The sequence below is a fragment of the Mesorhizobium sp. P2_C7 genome (assembly GCF_056404515.1).
In genome coordinates, this window is sequence record NZ_JBFUDW010000010.1 from 41,936 (window position 1) to 57,860 (window position 15,925).

At 64.1% G+C, this 15,925-nt stretch carries 16 protein-coding genes; 2 read left to right on the forward strand and 14 right to left on the reverse strand.

The genetic code is table 11. The features are described from left to right. Window positions 1-77: 77 nt before the first annotated feature. The 14 genes from AC1D2G_RS20920 to AC1D2G_RS20985 form a co-directional block, all read right to left on the reverse strand. The gene (locus tag AC1D2G_RS20920) at window positions 78-542 is read right to left on the reverse strand and encodes a cytochrome c-type biogenesis protein (RefSeq protein ID WP_477416370.1); all 465 of its coding nucleotides are present in this window, start codon (window positions 540-542) and stop codon (window positions 78-80) included. Continuing rightward, on the reverse strand, window positions 539-2,530 hold the full coding sequence (locus AC1D2G_RS20925) for a heme lyase CcmF/NrfE family subunit (protein ID WP_477416372.1): 1,992 nt from the start codon (window positions 2,528-2,530) through the stop codon (window positions 539-541). The genes AC1D2G_RS20920 and AC1D2G_RS20925 overlap by 4 nt, the downstream gene beginning before the upstream one ends. A 71-nt stretch (window positions 2,531-2,601) precedes the next feature. Beyond that, entirely contained in the window at window positions 2,602-3,045 is a 444-nt protein-coding gene (gene ccmE, locus AC1D2G_RS20930; protein ID WP_095089931.1) for a cytochrome c maturation protein CcmE, read from the reverse strand. A 7-nt stretch (window positions 3,046-3,052) separates the two neighbouring features. Then, window positions 3,053-4,192: a c-type cytochrome biogenesis protein CcmI gene (ccmI, locus tag AC1D2G_RS20935; protein ID WP_457150985.1), complete on the reverse strand. Its 1,140-nt coding sequence runs from the start codon at window positions 4,190-4,192 to the stop codon at window positions 3,053-3,055. Between the two features lie 127 nt (window positions 4,193-4,319). Continuing rightward, window positions 4,320-4,937 (reverse strand): hypothetical protein, encoded by a 618-nt coding sequence (locus AC1D2G_RS20940; RefSeq protein WP_477416374.1) that lies wholly within the window; start codon window positions 4,935-4,937, stop codon window positions 4,320-4,322. Further along, window positions 4,934-6,367: an ATP-binding protein gene (locus AC1D2G_RS20945; protein ID WP_477416376.1), complete on the reverse strand. Its 1,434-nt coding sequence runs from the start codon at window positions 6,365-6,367 to the stop codon at window positions 4,934-4,936. Before AC1D2G_RS20945 ends, AC1D2G_RS20940 begins: the two co-directional genes overlap by 4 nt. Then, complete coding sequence (locus AC1D2G_RS20950) at window positions 6,351-7,016, reverse strand: response regulator transcription factor (protein ID WP_023812809.1); 666 nt, start codon at window positions 7,014-7,016, stop codon at window positions 6,351-6,353. The genes AC1D2G_RS20945 and AC1D2G_RS20950 overlap by 17 nt, the downstream gene beginning before the upstream one ends. 89 nt (window positions 7,017-7,105) lie before the next feature. Further along, entirely contained in the window at window positions 7,106-7,405 is a 300-nt protein-coding gene (locus tag AC1D2G_RS20955) for a hypothetical protein (RefSeq protein WP_457150988.1), read from the reverse strand. A gap of 169 nt (window positions 7,406-7,574) precedes the next feature. After that, on the reverse strand, window positions 7,575-7,982 hold the full coding sequence (locus tag AC1D2G_RS20960; RefSeq protein ID WP_095089923.1) for a DUF3168 domain-containing protein: 408 nt from the start codon (window positions 7,980-7,982) through the stop codon (window positions 7,575-7,577). An 81-nt stretch (window positions 7,983-8,063) separates the two neighbouring features. Continuing rightward, on the reverse strand, window positions 8,064-8,870 hold the full coding sequence (locus AC1D2G_RS20965; protein ID WP_477416378.1) for an ABC transporter permease: 807 nt from the start codon (window positions 8,868-8,870) through the stop codon (window positions 8,064-8,066). Continuing rightward, window positions 8,870-9,703: an ABC transporter permease gene (locus AC1D2G_RS20970; RefSeq protein WP_095089919.1), complete on the reverse strand. Its 834-nt coding sequence runs from the start codon at window positions 9,701-9,703 to the stop codon at window positions 8,870-8,872. Before AC1D2G_RS20970 ends, AC1D2G_RS20965 begins: the two co-directional genes overlap by 1 nt. 25 nt (window positions 9,704-9,728) lie before the next feature. Then, window positions 9,729-10,844, reverse strand: coding sequence for an ABC transporter substrate-binding protein (locus AC1D2G_RS20975; RefSeq protein ID WP_457150990.1), 1,116 nt, complete (start codon window positions 10,842-10,844; stop codon window positions 9,729-9,731). Window positions 10,845-10,913: 69 nt separating this feature from the next. Further along, window positions 10,914-12,008, reverse strand: coding sequence for an ABC transporter ATP-binding protein (locus AC1D2G_RS20980; RefSeq protein WP_477416380.1), 1,095 nt, complete (start codon window positions 12,006-12,008; stop codon window positions 10,914-10,916). 91 nt (window positions 12,009-12,099) lie between these two features. Next, window positions 12,100-13,026 carry a LysR substrate-binding domain-containing protein gene (locus AC1D2G_RS20985; protein ID WP_095089913.1) on the reverse strand — a complete coding sequence of 309 codons (927 nt, stop codon included), beginning with the start codon at window positions 13,024-13,026 and terminating at the stop codon, window positions 12,100-12,102. An 84-nt stretch (window positions 13,027-13,110) separates the two neighbouring features. Between AC1D2G_RS20985 and AC1D2G_RS20990 the strand changes: the two genes are divergently transcribed. Together AC1D2G_RS20990 and AC1D2G_RS20995 are read left to right on the forward strand one after the other, a co-directional pair. Continuing rightward, window positions 13,111-14,715 (forward strand): zinc-binding metallopeptidase family protein, encoded by a 1,605-nt coding sequence (locus AC1D2G_RS20990; RefSeq protein WP_477416382.1) that lies wholly within the window; start codon window positions 13,111-13,113, stop codon window positions 14,713-14,715. Window positions 14,716-14,737: 22 nt separating this feature from the next. After that, window positions 14,738-15,670, forward strand: a complete 933-nt coding sequence (locus tag AC1D2G_RS20995) for a dimethylarginine dimethylaminohydrolase family protein (protein ID WP_095089911.1) — start codon at window positions 14,738-14,740, stop codon at window positions 15,668-15,670. The last annotated feature ends 255 nt before the right edge of the window (window positions 15,671-15,925 follow it).

Here is a 15,925-nt window from a genome sequence, read left to right on the forward strand (position 1 = left end):
AGAATTAGAGAGGCGCACATTACAGCGCTATTTCCGACGCATGAAATTTTGGTAATGTTTGGTGACGTTCGTGACCGTCAGTCGCGGCGCAAAATGGCGTCCAACGATGCCTGCTCTTCGGCGGACAGGGATTTTGTTGCCAGCGTGCGACGCGACCGCGCGGTCATCACAATGAAAATGCCGCCAACGAGCAGCAGGATGACCGGCGTACCCCACAGCAAGGCATTGCGCAGCTCGAAGCGCGGCTTCAGCAGGACGAACTCGCCGTAGCGCGACACGACATAGTCCATCACCTGCTGATCGGTATCGCCGGCAACGAGGCGCTGGCGCACAAGGATGCGCAGGTCGCGGGCCAGATCGGCGTCAGATTCGTCGATCGACTGGTTCTGGCAGACCATGCAGCGTAGGCCTTCGGATAGCGCCCGCGCCCTCGCCTCGAGCGCCGGATCGGCCAGCATCTCGTCTGGCTTCACCGCCTGTGCCGCGCCGGCGAAAAGCAGCGCCAGCAGCACGATCGAGATCAGCGAAAGCCGTGCGCTCATGGCAGGCCCGCGGACGGCACGGCACTGGCCTGCTTGCGCCGGCGCGACGGTGCGCCGACACGCAGGCGCCTGTCCATCAGCGACATGGCCGCGCCTGCCATCATCACCAGGCCGCCGCCCCAGATCAGCGTCACCAGCGGCTTCCACCACAGGCGCACCACGACGGAGCCGTCTTTGCCCTCGTCGCCGAGCGAGATGTAGAGCTGGGAGAGGCCCATCGTCCTGATGCCCGACTCCGTCGTCGTCATCTGGCGCACCGGATAGAAACGCTTGGCGGAACTGATTTCGCCAATCGCGCTGCCGCTGACACCGATCAGTTCGAAGCGGCCGCGATCCTCGCTGTAGTTCGGACCCTGGGCAGGGTAAAGCCCGACGAAACGCAGCGCGTGGCCGGACAGTTCGACGGTTTCGCCGGCATGCATCGACAGGATTTTTTCCGTGCCAAAGCACAGCGTGCCGACGATGCCGAGCGTGGTAAGGCCAAGGCCAAGATGCGCAAAGGCAGTGCCGAAGACCGAGCGCGGCAAGCCGAGCAGGCGCCTGACCACGTTCCCGGCAGCAACGTTGCCGAAGCCTGACTTGACCGCGAGATCGGTGAGCGCGCCAAGGATCAGCCAGACGGCGAGGCCGACGCCAAGTGCGGCGAACACAGAGGCGCCGTCGATGAACAGAGCAGTGACCAGCGTCGCCAGAAGGGCGGCGGCAAAGGCCACCATCAGGCGTTGGGCGACGGCGAAGACATCGCCGCGCTTCCAGGCCAGCAGCGGCCCGAACGGAACCATCACCAGCAGCGGCACCATCAGCGGGCCGAAGGTCAGGTTGAAGAACGGCGCGCCGACCGAGATCTTGTCGGCCGAGAAAGCCTCGACGGCGAGCGGATAGAGCGTGCCGACGAGCACGGTCGCGGTCGCCGTGGTCAGGAACAGATTGTTGAGGACGAGCGCACCTTCGCGCGAAATCGGGTGAAACAGGCCGCCGGCCGTCAACCGGGAGGCACGCAGCGCGAACAGCGCCAGCGAACCGCCGATGAACAGCGTCAGGATGCACAGGATGAAGACGCCGCGTGTCGGATCGGTGGCGAAGGCGTGGACGGAGGTCAGCACGCCCGAGCGGACCAGGAAGGTGCCGAGCAGCGACAGCGAAAAAGTCAGGATGGCGAGCAGCAGCGTCCAGATCTTAAGTGCCGAGCGCTTTTCCATGACGATGGCCGAATGCAGCAGCGCGGTGCCGGCCAACCACGGCATGAAGGAGGCGTTCTCGACCGGGTCCCAGAACCAGAAACCACCCCAGCCGAGCTCGTAGTAGGCCCAGTACGATCCCATGGCGATGCCGCCGGTCAGGAACATCCAGGCGACCAGCGTCCACGGCCGCACCCAGCGCGCCCAGGACGCGTCGATGCGCCCTTCGATGAGGGCGGCGACCGAGAAGGAAAAGCAGATCGAGAAGCCGACATAGCCGAGATAGAGAAACGGCGGGTGAATGGCGAGGCCGAGGTCCTGCAGGATCGGGTTGAGATCGCGGCCTTCGATCGGCGCCGGATTGAGCCGGATGAACGGGTTGGACGTCGCCAGGATGAACAGGAAGAAGGCGGCGCCGATGGCGCCTTGCACGGCAAGCACATTGGCGCGCAGCGTCGCCGGCAGGTTTGATCCGAAGGCGGCGACAAGCGCGCCGAAGAAGGTCAGGATCAGCACCCAGAGCAGCATCGAGCCTTCGTGATTGCCCCAGGTTCCGGTGATCTTGTAGATCAGCGGCTGCAGCGAATGCGAGTTTTCCCACACGCTCGCCACCGAGAAGTCGGAACTCGCATAGGCGCTCGCGAGCGCTACGAAGGACAGCGCCGTCAAGGCAAAGCCTGTCACCGCGACCGGACCGCCGACAGCCATCAGGCGCTGGTTGTTCAGGCGTGCGCCAAACAACGGCACGATGGTCTGCACCAGCGAAAGCGCAAAGGCCAGGACCAGCGCGAAATGTCCGGTTTCAACCATGGTTGCGCCTAGACTTTTGTTTTGCCGCAGGTTCTTGCCGCAAAACCGTGGGATCCCTTTGCGGAACCTGCTTACTCACTCTTGCTCTCCTGCCAGACGCCCTTGGCCTTCAAGCCGTCGGCCACCTCCTTGGGCATGTAGCGCTCATCATGCTTGGCCAGCACGCTGTCGGCAACGAAGGTGCCGTCAGGGCCGAAACTGCCCTCGGTGATGACGCCCTGCTCTTCGCGGAAAAGGTCGGGCAGGATGCCGGTGTAGGTGACTTTGACCGATTTGTGCGTGTCGGTGACCGAAAAGGCGACCGTCGCCCCCTGCCCGCGCTGGATCGTGCCTTTTTCGACCAGTCCGCCCAGCCTGATGCGCTGGCCGGGCTGGACACTGGCGGTGGTGAGGTCGGCCGGCATGTAGAAATAGGACGCCTTCTGGCCAAGCGCATAGAAGGTCAGCCCGGTGGCGGCGCCCAGGAAGGCCAGCCCGCCCGCGATCACCGACAATCGTTTCTGCTTGCGCGTCATGTCAGTCCTACTCCGTCGCCGTCAGGCCAAGCGAGGCGGCAAAGGCGGTGAATTTCTTGGCTTCGTCACTGTCGGCTCCGAAGACGGCAATAGCGCGACCCAGCGCGTCACGCGCCTGGTCGGCCTTGCCGAGCACGACATACGAACGAACGAGCCGCATCCATCCTTCCGGGTCGCGCGGATTCTGCCGCAGTTTGTCGTCGAGACCGGCGACCATGGTGTTGATCATGGCTTCCCTGTCGGCGGGAGACATGGAGGAAGCGGCGTCGACATCGCCGGCATTGGGGCCGTTGGTGGCGCCGCCGGAGGCGACTTCGGGGCTGCCGGATTTGGCCAGCGCCTGCTCGACCGCGCCGCGCCATGGCGAATCCGGCGGCAGCCTGCCCAGCATCGCCTGCCAGGACGCGACCGCCTCCTTGGCGCGGCCCTCCTGCGCCAGCGCCATGGCCAGGTAGAAGCTGGCTTTCGCATTGGCCGGATCGAGCTTCAGTGCGGCCTCAAAGGCATCCTGGGCATCGGCCGAGACAATGCCGCCTGCCGCATTGGCGATCGCCTCGCCAAGACCGGCCCGGCGGACCGCGCTGTCGCCGTCGAGGCGAATGGCGTTGCGATAGGCCGCCGCAGCATCGGAAAAGCGCTGCATGCGCAGATAGACGGGGGCGAGCACATCCCACCCCCTGCCATCGGATGGATTGGCGGCAAGATGGGCCTCGGCCCGCGCCACCAACTCGTCCACCGAACTGTCGGCCGGATTCTTGGCCAATCGTTCACTGAGCGGTTGCGACGGCAGGTCGGGAGACCCGAGCTGGCTGTAGAGCCCCCAGCTGACCAGCGGGACCGCCAGAACGGCCGCGGTTGCCACCAGCCTCGCCGCGACCGAGGCCTGCCTGACGGATGCCTTGCCGGCCGCTGCCGCATTGTCGAGGCGAAGGATGCGGCGCGCGATCTCGGCGCGCGCTTCAGTCGCTTCGGCCGGCTGGATCAAGCCACGCGCGGCGTCGCGATCAAGTTCGGACAACTGATCGCGATAGACTTCCAGATCGTGATCGCCGGTCGACGACGCGCCGTTCGAGCTGGCGGCCAGCGGCAGCAGCACCGCCAGGCTCGCACCCAGCGTGAGAATTGCGGCTATGACCCAGAACAGCATGGTTCTTCCAATAAAGGCAGAGCCATGCCCTGCCAACAGATGCATCCTGCGACGCTTTGACGGCAGGCGCGCCGCATGTCCTTGATCGACATCAACCGGCCGGACATTAGCCGGATCCGGTTGATCGTCAGGTCAGGGGCGTCCAGCTGCCGTCGGCGTTGCGGCAAGCGGTACCGCGCGCCGTGACGCCGGCTCCGCCGGCAAACACCGTCTGCGTGTACTGGCGGCAGTCCTGCGAACCGACGCGGTAGGGCTGGCCCGGAACCACCTCGCCATAGTGCGAAGCCTGGTCGCCCTTCCACGCCACCTTCTGGCCACTGGTCGTATATTCGAGCGCCTTGTATTCCGCCTCCAGCGCGCTGCGCTTCTCGGTCTCGCTCAGGCCGTTGCCGATCGAGCCGCCGACCAGGCCGCCGTCCATTGCCGAAATGATCGTCGTGGTGACCTTGCCGCCGGAAGGAGGCGTCGAGGCCGGCGTCGGCGCAACCGAGGGGCCCTTGCCGCTCAGGGTGGTGCAGCCCGAAACGGCCAGCAATGCGGAAACAAGCGCGACGCGAATCTTCATGCCAACAACCGGTTTTCTTGAGTTGGAGCCTGTCATGGATGAGCCGGGGGCCGCGTCATCGAAGAAGTCGGCGTGGCCATAGTATTGATATTTGTCGGAAATTTGGCCGCTGGGATCAATCGACATGCCGCCATAGTAAATACTGTCCGTCGAACTCGGATTGATCCGGGAAGGCATCATTGAAGGCTCCGCAACCGCACCACCGCCTTCAATCCGCCCATGCCGGACCGTTCGAGCGCCAGAACGCCTCCATACTCGTTGACGAGGTCGGCGACAATGGCCAGCCCCAGACCTGTTCCGGGCTTTGTCTCATCCAGGCGCCGTCCACGCTTCATCGCCTCGCGCGCCTTGTCCTCGGGAATGCCCGGGCCGTCATCCTCGATGCTGATCTCAAACAGGGTGGCCGCCTCGTCCTTGCCGGTCAAAGGCACGACCGAGACCAACACCGCGCTCCTGGCCCATTTCATCGCGTTCTCGAGCAGATTGCCCAACAATTCCTCAAGGTCCTCGCGCTCGCCGGCGAAGACGATGTCGGTCGCCGGCAGCGCCAGCGACAGGTTGGTCTGCGGGTTGAGTTTCTGCAAAACCCGCACCATGCGCTGCACCAATGGCGCCACCGGCGTGCGGTAGACGACGCTGTCGCGTTGCGCCGCGACACGGGCCCGCTGCAGGTAGTGATCGACCTGCTTCTGCATGGAAGCGGCCTGCTCGGCAATCAACTGCCCTTTGGCGCCGCCAAGCGCCCGGCCCTCGTTGAGCAGCACCGCCAGCGGCGTCTTCAGCGAGTGGGCGAGATTGCCGACCTGGGTTCGCGACCGCTCGACGATGCGCCTGTTGTTTTCGATCAACGCATTGGTTTCGTTGGCAAGCGGCTCGATCTCGGCCGGAAACTGGCCGTCGAGCCTGTGCGCAGTGCCCTCGCGCACCATGGCAAGTGCGTTCCTGACCCGGCGCAGCGGCTGCAGGCCGAGCAGAATGGCGATCGCGTTGATGGCGATCATGCCGACACCGAACAGGCTGAGATAAGTTAGGAGGCGGCGCTGGAAGGTTGAGATTTCCTGTTCGAGTTCGCTCTGGTTGCCCATGACGCGGAAGCGCGCGGCGCGGTTCTTGGAGTCGAGAACGAATTCGCTCTCGAACACTTCGAGTTGCTCCCCGTTGATGCCTTCGGTCGCATAGCTGCGCTGGAAACTGGAATTGAAGGGCACATCGGCGACATCGGGCGATGGGATCGTCTTGGTCATCGACGACGAGTGAAGATCTCCGTGCACGCCTTCCGAAGCAGGCTCCACCGACCAGTACCAGCCCGAATTCGGCTCCGAGAACCGGAGGTCGCCGAGATCGGGAGCGCCGGTGAGCGCACCGCTATCGGAAATGCCGATGGAGCCGATCAGGTTGAACAGATGCGCCGAAAGCAGGCTGTCGAAGCCGCGCTCGCTGGCCTGGCGATAGAGCGTGGTGATCAGGGTGAAGATGATGACAAGGGTCACGATCGCCCACACCGTGGAAAAGGCGATCACACGGAACGTCAGCGAACGCGGCCACAAACGCAGCGAAAGCGGCGTCCTTGCGGTTTGTTTGAGCGGTTCCGAGTTACGCCTCCGGCTCACGCATGCGGTAGCCCATGCCGCGCACGGTTTCGATCATGTCGATGCCCATCTTCTTGCGCAGTCGCCCGACAAAGACCTCGATGGTGTTGGAATCGCGGTCGAAATCCTGGTCGTAGAGATGTTCGACCAGTTCGGTCCGCGAGACCACCTCGCCCATATGATGCATCAGATAGGCAAGCAGGCGAAACTCGTGCGAGGTCAGTTTCAGCGGCACGCCGTCGACATCGGCCTTCGACGCCTTGGTGTCGAGGCGTAGCGGCCCGCAGGTCAGTTCGGACGAGGCATGGCCGGCGGCGCGCCGGATCAGGGCCCTGAGCCTCGCCAGCACCTCCTCGATGTGGAACGGCTTGGTGACATAGTCGTCGGCGCCGGCGTCGATGCCGGAGACCTTGTCGCTCCAGCGGTCGCGCGCCGTCAGGATCAGCACCGGCATCTTGCGGCCGCCGCGACGCCACCGCTCGACTACGCTGATCCCGTCCATCTGCGGCAGGCCGATATCGAGCACGACGGCATCGTAGGGCTCGGTGTCGCCGAGGAAATGACCCTCTTCGCCATCGAAGGCGCGGTCGACGACATAGCCGGCATCGACCAGTGCGTCCGATATCTGCCGGTTGAGATCCTTGTCATCCTCGACGACGAGTACACGCATGCGAAAATCGATACCTGTTGATGGCTGGGGGCAGATATAGGCCGATTCCGGCGGCCTGGGAAACGAAGGCCTGTAAGATGAAAGATTGGTCAGTTCTGCGGCACGACGATTTCGGAACGGCGCGGACGCTGCCCGTCCTTGCCCGGGACGAGCACGACGATGACGCAGACCGGCTGGCCGCCTCGTGTCGATTGCGAGGCCTTGGCCAGCGTTCCGCCATTCTGCGCGGCCACCTGCTGGCCGATGGCGTAGCAATCGGAAGCCGCCAAAACGATCGGGCCGCCCTGGTCAGGCGTGATGACCGGTGTCGCCATCGCCTGCGACGCAAACAGCCCGGCAGCACAGAGCGCCAGTGTCGCGGTTCGGAAGTGGGAGCGAAGCGTTTTCATGGCTGGCGTTGTAACGCATCGGTGCTGAACGTGAAATGAACAGTGAACGCCACCAAGACCATGCCCGCTACCCCCTGAAACGCGAGACGCCCGATCGAATTTCGCCGCCCACCCGACGAAATCCCTGAAGTGTCAGTCTAGACCCCGTTTGGACCATATTGAAAGCGCATCAGTCACTATCCTGCGTTATGGCGCGAAAACGCAGCAAACCATGATGCACGAGCAGGTCCTCGTCATAGCGGGCCTCGGCGAATTCCAGCACGAGGCGTGTCTGTCCACGCGGACCGATGATCAGCACCGCGTCGGCGAGGCGCGCCTTGATGCTGTCCATGATGGCACGCGTTTCGGCCTCGCCATGGGTCTTCGACCAGACGTGCAGCGTGACCAGTTGATCGGCATCGTTCTGGACCCCGGTATCCCAGTCGAAGGCGCTGGTCTGGCCGCAGGTTACGTGTGGAAAGGCGGCGTTGTCGGCCGCGTGTTCGAGCAGCCCGGCGCCGCCCAGCAGCGCCGACAGCGATGCATCGCTCCTCAATCTCTGGAACAAGGCCTGCTGCAAGTCGCCGGACGCGGTCATCGTTTTCCTTCATCGTAGCGGCTTGCCGATCATGTGCCGGGATCGCCTCCAAGGGTATCCGGATTCTGCCCGGCTTGCCAATCAGCGGACGCCGCGCAACCTAACCACGAAACTGCGCAGCGCAAGCACCAGCACCGTGATGATGATCAGAATCACGGAAAGCGCGGCGATCGCCGGATCGATGTTGTCGCGCAGCCCCATCCACATCAGCCTGGGCAGCGTGATGGCGTTGACCGAGGTGATGAACAGCGTGACGCCGATCTCTTCCCAGGACAGCACGAAGGACAAAAGTGCCGCGGTGATGATGCCGAACTTGATGTTGGGCATGATGATGCGGGTGGCGCGCTCCCATACCGAGGCGCCAAGGCCGCGCGCGGCGAGATCGATGCGCCGGTCGAGGTGGCTGAGCGACACCAACATCAGCACGGTGGCGAAGGGCACCGTCATCACCGAATGGGCCATGGCAACGCCAAGCCAGGTGTCATAGCCGAAAAACGAGCTGAAGCCGGAGATCGAGGTGAGCAGGAAGTAGAGCGTGATGGCCGAGACCACCGGCGGCACGACCATGGGCAGCAGCACGAAGCCGACGAGTGCAGCAGTGAAACGCGGCTGGAACATCCACACGCCGAGGCTGAAGCACAGCGCCAGCACGGTGGAAAAGGCGCTGCTGACGATGCCGATGCGGATGCTGAGCAGGATCGAATCGATCCAGCGCGGATCCTCGATCAGCGCCCGGTAGTGGCGCAGCGACAGTTCGCCGGATGGCATCGCCAGCATGCGGCTCGGCGTCAGCGACACCGGGATGACGGCGAGCAAGGGCATCAGCAGGAACAGCGCCACGAAGGCTGCGATGATCAGAGAGACGGGACCGGGGCGATAGGTCGGCATCAGATCAATTGCTTCGGTCTGACATAACGGAACAAGAGCGCCATCAGCGCACCGACGAACAGCACCAGCACGACGCTGATCGCCGCGCCCAGCCCCCAGTCCGGGCTCTGGAATATCCTCAGATAGATCAGCTCGGCGACCATGACGCTGCGGCCGCCGCCGAGGATCGCCGGCGTCACGAAGAAGCCGAGCGAAAACACGAAGACGATGAGGGCCGCGCCGATGATGCCGGAGCGGGTCATGGGCACGAAGACCGACCAGAAGGTGCGCATGCGGCTGGAGCCGAGCCCGCGCGCTGCCAGCAGCACGCGGTCGTCGAGGCTGCGCATGGCAGACGCCAGCGGAAAGACGGCGAAAGGAATGAGGAAATGCGTCATGCCGACGATGACGCCGAATTCGTTGCGGACTAGCGCCAGCGGTTCGGAAATGAAGCCGATCGCCTGCAGCCAGGTGTTGATCAGGCCGCGATTGGACAGTAGCGCCACCCAGCCGAAGGCGCGGGTCAGCACCGAGATCCAGAACGGAACGAGAATGCAGAACTCGGCAACCAGGCGCTGAGCCGGGGTTCCGCGCACCCAGACGACGGTGATGGCATAGGCAGCGGCCACCGAGACCACGGTAACGACCGCCGCGATGCGCAGCGTGCGGATGAAAACCGACTGCACCAGATCGTCGGTGAGCAGCGCCTCATACTGGCCGAGCCCCGGCGTCGGCAGCGTAAAGCTCCATTTGACGACGCCGAGGAACGGCCAGGCATAGGCCAGGACAAGAAACAGGAGCAGCGGCGCCATCAACAGCGCCGCGCCCATCCTGTCGGAGAGATATGCTCTCATGTCGACCCGATAATCCCTGCCTCGGTCAGGCGGAGATGATCTTGGTGTATTCGTCGAGGGCCGGCCCGTAGTTCTTGGCGTACCAGTCCATATCGAGCGCGATCTGCTTCTTCATGTTCTCGGGGTCGACCGGGTTGATGCGCTTCTTGTCGGCGGGGATCAGCGCGTCGGCGGCCGGGTTTGCTGGGCCCTGGCCGAGCTTGTCGAACATGACCAGCTGCTTTTGCGGGTCCTGGGCGCTGGCGATGAATTTCATGGCCGCTTCCTTGCCGCCGGGATTGCCCTTGAGCACGGCGAGCGCGCCGGGCGAGATCAGCCCCTGGTCCCATATGAACTTGATCTTGCCGCCGGAATCCTGCTCGATCAGCGAGGCGCGGGTCGACCAGACGATCGCCATCGAGGCCTCGCCATTGAGCAGCACGCTCTGGCTTTCGGCACCGCCGCCCCAATAGGCAACGACGTTCTCCTTGAAGGCGGCGATCTTGTCGTGCGCGCGCTTCAGGTCGAGCGGGTAGAGCGAGGCGGGCGCGATGCCGTCGGCCAGAAGCGCTGCCTCCCAACTCGACACGCCCCATTTGTAGAGCGAGCGCTTGCCGGGGAATTTCTTCACGTCGAAGAAATCGGCCATGCCTGTTGGCGCGTCCTTGCCATATTTCTCGGAATCATAGGCGATGACATAGGAGAAGAAATAGGTCGAAGCGGCAAAGTCCCAGCCGAATCCGGGCCGCATCTTCTTCTTGTCGACGATGTTGTAGTCGATCGGCTCGAGCATGCCTTGCGCGCCGAGCGTGATGGCCGAGAACGGATCGACGTCGACGAGATCCCAGGTCGGGGCGCCGCTCTTGAACTGCGCGGCGATCGCGCCTTCGGTCGGGCCGGAGCCGTCCATCTTGACGGTTATGCCGGTGTCCTTGGTGAAGGCCTGGCCATAGGCGGCGTCATAGGCGGTGATGGCGTCGCCGCCCCAGTTGACCAGCACCAGTTCCTTCGCAGCGGCGAAGGCTCCGGTCGAGCGCAACAGCATCGGCGTGCCGGCCAGCACGATTGCCGCCAGCTGTGCGAATTGCCGGCGCGAGATCTCGCCGCGCCCTGCCCTTGCGGACAGGCTCTCGATGGCTTGTTTCTTAGTGTCATTTGTCATGTCAGTTCCCCTTTTTTGTCGTTGATAGTACCGGAAAGCGGTGGCGCCGATATCTCGCCACACCGTTCGTCATTGTCCTCCATGCGGAAGGAGGAAACCCTTTTCCGCCGGCCAGGTGAGCCAGACGGAGTTGCCCTTGCTCAAGGCGGCGGCAGCTATCTCGTTGGGCACCGAGACCGTGACCTTCGCGCCTTGCCGCGTCGTCAGGTCAAGCCGCGTTGCCGCGCCAAGATAGGTGGAGTTGGTCGCAGTCGCGGCGATGCCGTTCTCGCCGGCTGTCGCCTCGCCTGATATCGACATGTATTCGGGCCGGATCGCCAGGATCGCATCGCCGCGCACCGTCTCAGCCTTGCAGCGCATGGAGACCGCGCGGTCTTCGCAGAGGCCGGTCGAGCCATTGTCGGCCGGGCGCACCCCCTTCAGCGGCAGCATGTTGATCTCGCCGAGGAACTCGGCGACGAAGCGGTTGTCTGGCCTGTCGTAGACCTCGTCGGGCGCTCCGACCTGCAGCAGTTTGCCATGATTGAAGATGGCGACGCGCGACGACAGCGCCAGCGCCTCGCTCTGGTCGTGGGTGACGAAGACGAAGGTGGTGCCGGTCTCCTGGTGCAGCCGCTTCATCTCGGCCTGCATCTGGCCGCGCAGGCCCTTGTCGAGCGCGGAAAACGGCTCGTCGAGCAACAGCACGCCCGGCTCGAACACCAGTGCGCGGGCGAGCGCGACGCGCTGCTGCTGACCGCCTGAAAGTTGCGCCGGTAGCTTCTTCTCGTGGCCCTTGAGGCCCACGCGCTCGATCATCTCGCCGACACGGCGCTTGATGTCGGCCGCCGATTTCTTGCGCACCTTGAGTGGGAAGGCGATGTTGGCTTCCACGCTCATATGCGGGAACAGCGCGTAGCCTTGGAACACCATGCCGGCCGCGCGCTGTTCGGCCGGTCGCTCGGTGATGTCGACGCCGTCGCTGAACAGCCGGCCCTCGGTCGGTTGCACGAAGCCGGCCAGGATCATCAGGAAGGTGGTCTTGCCCGAACCAGACGGCCCGAGCAGGGTCAGGAACTCGCCACGGCCAATATCGAGCGTCAGATTGTCCAGCGCACGGAACGAGCCAAAGCTCTTGCCGATTCCGATTGCCTTGATCTCTGCGGCCCGGCCGGGTTGCTGCATCCTGCCTGTTTCCTCAATTCCAAAAGAAATCGTAGGGCAGCGTGCGGCCTCACCGCAACCAAATAGTTTTCGCCGGATCGGCAAATTCCATTCATCTGTCCAATCGGTGGCGCCCGTGGTCGGCCATGACCTTGGCAATGCTCTCCGCGAGTTTCGATCGCAGCCATCCGGCAAACGCGTCAAGCACCGGATGCGTCGCCTTGGCGTGTTCGGAGACGAGGAAGTAGGAGCGCGGCGATTTGATCGCGATGTCGAAGGGACGCACGAGCCTGCCTTCGGCCAGGGCCTTGCCGCTGGTCAGTTCGTCGCCCATGGCCATTCCCTGGCCGGCGATCGCGGCCGAGAAGACGAGATTCATGTCGGAAAAGAAGATACCGCCTTCCGGGTCGGGGTTCTCGACCTTGGATAGAGCCAGCCAGCGCGCCCAATCCTCGGTGTCGCCGAGATGCAGGAGAGTGGCGCGCAGCACATCGGCGGGCTTGGAGAATCCGCCGACCTTGTTGAGGAGCATCGGACTGCAGAGCGGCGTAAAGGAAATCTCGCACAACAGTTCGGCGGCCCGGTTCGGCCAATTGCCAACGCCAAAGGCGATGAAGGCGTCGGCGTCGGCATTGCTGACGTCATCCAGCCGACGCGGCGTCAGGATGCGCAGCGCGACATCGGGGTACATCTGCCTGAACTCGCCGATATGGGTGCACAGGAACAGCGAGGCGAAGCCCGGCGTGCAGCTGATGCTGAACGAGCCGCCGACGCCTGTGCCGGCATGGCGCGTCACCGCATCGCCCAGCACGGTCAACGCTTTGCGCACGTCGCTGGCATAGCGCTGGCCACGCGGCGTCAGCGCCACGCCCTTGCCGATGCGTTCGAGCAGATCGAAGCCAAGGTCGCGTTCAAGCAGGCGAAGCTGATGGCTCACCGCGCTGCGGGTCAGATGCAACTCGTCGGCGGCGCGCCAGACGCTGCCATGACGAGCGAAGCTGTCGAGAGCACGCAGCGCCTGGGTGGATGGTATGCGCAAGAGACCTCAGGTGAACCGAATTTGCATGAGCCGGGAAAACATATCACTTTCTAGCGAACCGCTTCACTGCTTTCTTCTCGTCTCATGGAGGAACCCGTGGCCACCTCGGCGCAAACAACCGCCCTTGCCTGTCTCGACGACATCCAGCCGTTGCTGTCGGCGTGGACGCGGACCATTTTCGACTTCGGCGAGACCGCATGGCGCGAGTATCAATCTGCCGCCTGGTACGTGGAGCGGCTGAGGCGCGAAGGCTTTTCCGTCGAAGAGGGTTCCGGCGGCATGCCCACCGCCTTCTGTGCCCATTGGACCAACGGTCCCGGCCCGACCATCGGCATGTACGCCGAATACGACGCGGTGCCGGGCAATTGCCAGGATGCCGCCACCGTCAAGCGTCCGCGCCCAGGCCTCTCCGAACATGCCGGGGGTCATACCGACCCGCATTCCGGGCTGGGCATTTCGGGCCTTGGCGGGCTGCTGGCGACCAAGGCGGCGATGCAGCGCCACGGCATTCCAGGCACACTGCGCTTCACCGGCGAGCCGGCGGAAAAGGTGCGCGGGTCAAAGCCGATCCATGCCGCCAAGGGCTATTATGACGGCCTTGCCGGCATGATCTCCTTCCATCCGTTCTACATGCTGCCGCTCTGCAACACGGCGCGCTGGGACACGCATTGCGGCGCAGCTTACGCGATGATCTATCGCTTCATCTGCGACCAACCGGAGCGCTGGGCGCGGGCGGCGGGCGACGCGGCACCCATTCCGCAGGCGCATTCGGCGGTGCGCGCGCCCGGCGCCAACGACGCGCTCATGATGATGTACATGGCGTCCAAGGCGCTGCGCGATTCCATGCTGCCGCACCAGGGCGGCTGGTCGATCAGCGAGGCGATCCTCACCGCCGGCCAGGCGACCGCCGACAACCTGCCGGCCGAGCTGGCCGAAATCCAGTACATGATCCGCGTGCCGACGCTGGCGATGGCCGAACAGGTCACCGCCGTGCTCGACCGGAATGCCGAGGCCGCTGCCGCCGTGAGCGGCTGCCGCCACGAGCGGCATTGGGTGTCGAAGTCGCGGCCCGGGCTGGCCAATCACGCCATGGCCGAAATCGCCTATGAATCGCTGTCGACCGTCGGGCCGCCGCGCTGGGACGAGGACGCCAAGGCAATCGCGCGCGACATGCAGGTCAATGCCGGGCGCATGGCGAGCGACGAGCCGTTCATCGAAGAACTTGAGCGCCTGATCGAGCCGCAGGCGGCGGAAGCGATCCTGCGCCGCGATCTGCCGCCCTCGCAGGTGAATTCGACCTCCGACGATTACACCGATATGAGCTGGCATACGCCGACCGCGCGCTTCTATGTCGCCCGCCCGGCGCTGCGCTCGGAAACCGGCTACCCCTATCCGTCATGGGTGATGAATGCGCTGGGCGGTATCCCCGCCACCATCGACCCGATGGTCACCTGCGCGTCGAAGACCATCGCGCTCACCGCCCTTCGGCTGCTGGAAGACCAGGCCGCCCGCGATGCCGCGATGAATGAATTCGTCGACCGCACCGGCGGTGGAATCGGCGGGTCGACCTGGATCGCGCCGCTCTGCGACTACGAACCGCCGATTGGATTTCGGTGGCCGGAGTATGTCACCACCCCGCGCGGACGAGACTGGTGGATACCGGGCAACCAGCCCAAGTCAAACGCATGATCAAAGCACGAGGAGAAACCCCATGACCGTTCATGACCGCATCGTCGCCGAGCCGTTTTCACTGCAGCGCCGCAACCCGGCCGGCGGCACCAAGCCGCTGACTGCCTGGGGCTTTGCCAACGAGACCGATGTCTTGACCGACGTGCTGCTCGGCTCGCCCAATTTCCTGCGCCACCTGTCGACCAGCTCGCTGTCGCGCAAGCATCTGCGCGAGGCGCCTTGCAACGTCCAGATCGCGCAGGCGCAGCACAAGGACCTTGTCGCCGCCTATGAGCATTTCGGCGTCAACATCCACTGGCACGAGCCGACACCGGAACTGCCGATGCAGGTCTATTCCCGCGATTCCAGTGTCATGACGCCCTACGGCGCCTTCATCACCGCGATGGCCAACTGGTGGCGGCGCGGCGAGAATTATGCCGCCATCCGCACCTACGAGAAACTCGGCATCCCAATCTACGACATGGTCACGGCAGGCACGTTCGAGGGTGGCGACTTCAACGTCATCGAAGAGGGCGTCGTATTGATCGGCTGCGGCGGCGCCCGCACGCAGGAAGAAGGCGCGCGGCAGGTGCAGGCCTGGTTCGACAAGGAAGGCTGGGAAACCCGCATTGCTTTCATCGACGAGTACTATGTCCATATCGACCTGATGGTGGTGCCGATCGCCGAGAAACTGACGGCCGTCTGCCTCGCCTGCACCGAACCTGGCATCGTCGACTGGCTGAAGGGCAAGGGCCACGAGATTATCGACGTGCCGTTCCAGGATACGATGGCGCTCGGCTGCAACTTCATGTCGCTGGGCAAGGACCGGGTGATCGCGCCGACCTCCAGCCAGGCGCTGATCGGCCAGCTCAAGGCGCGCGGTTTCGAGGTCGCGGCGGTCGACATGAGCGAGATCTCGAAGACCGGCGGCGGCATCCACTGCATGGCGCAAGCGCTGAAGCGCGAACCGGCCTGAGGAGTGGAATAGCGCTGCGCTGCTTCGTTCACATTCGCATCAGCATGATCGGCATTCTGCCGGCCGAGGGTGCAAGGTTGGGCGTGAAAACCGGCTGAGATCGCCGGCTGGCAGAAGCATGTGCCCAAGCCAATGCAATCACTACATCAGCTGCGGACGCCCACTTGGGCGCCGCAACGCTGGCCAATGCGAAACTTGCACGATATCTAATATAAGCGCACAGTAAAATGTTTTTTGGGGAGGGGGACGGCTCAT